Here is a 276-nt window from a genome sequence, read left to right on the forward strand (position 1 = left end):
GTTGGTCAGTAGCTTGTAGAGCGTGTTCTTCTCCAGCGCCTTGGAGGGGCGCTTCGGTGTCGCCACGGTGACGAGTCCGCGTGCGGTGAGGTCGCGCAGCAGCCCGGTCACGGAGGTCTCGCCTTCGGCGTAGTGCTCGAACGCCCACCGGATCAGCGGGGCACGTTCGGGATCAACTTCGACGGTGCGTATTTCGCGGCCCGCGTCGTCGGTGCGGCGGACGTTGAGGTAGCCGATGGGGGCACGCATCGGGGTGCCGCCCTGCGCGATCTTCTG

Annotated in this window: 1 pseudogene; it reads right to left on the reverse strand. The window is 67.4% G+C overall.

The annotated features are described in order from the left end of the window. Positions 1-276 (reverse strand): annotated as a pseudogene (locus KVS67_RS11965) (recombinase family protein); the annotation flags it as partial.

The organism is Micrococcus sp. GbtcB5 (assembly GCF_019091605.1).
Lineage (GTDB): Bacteria > Actinomycetota > Actinomycetes > Actinomycetales > Micrococcaceae > Micrococcus > Micrococcus luteus.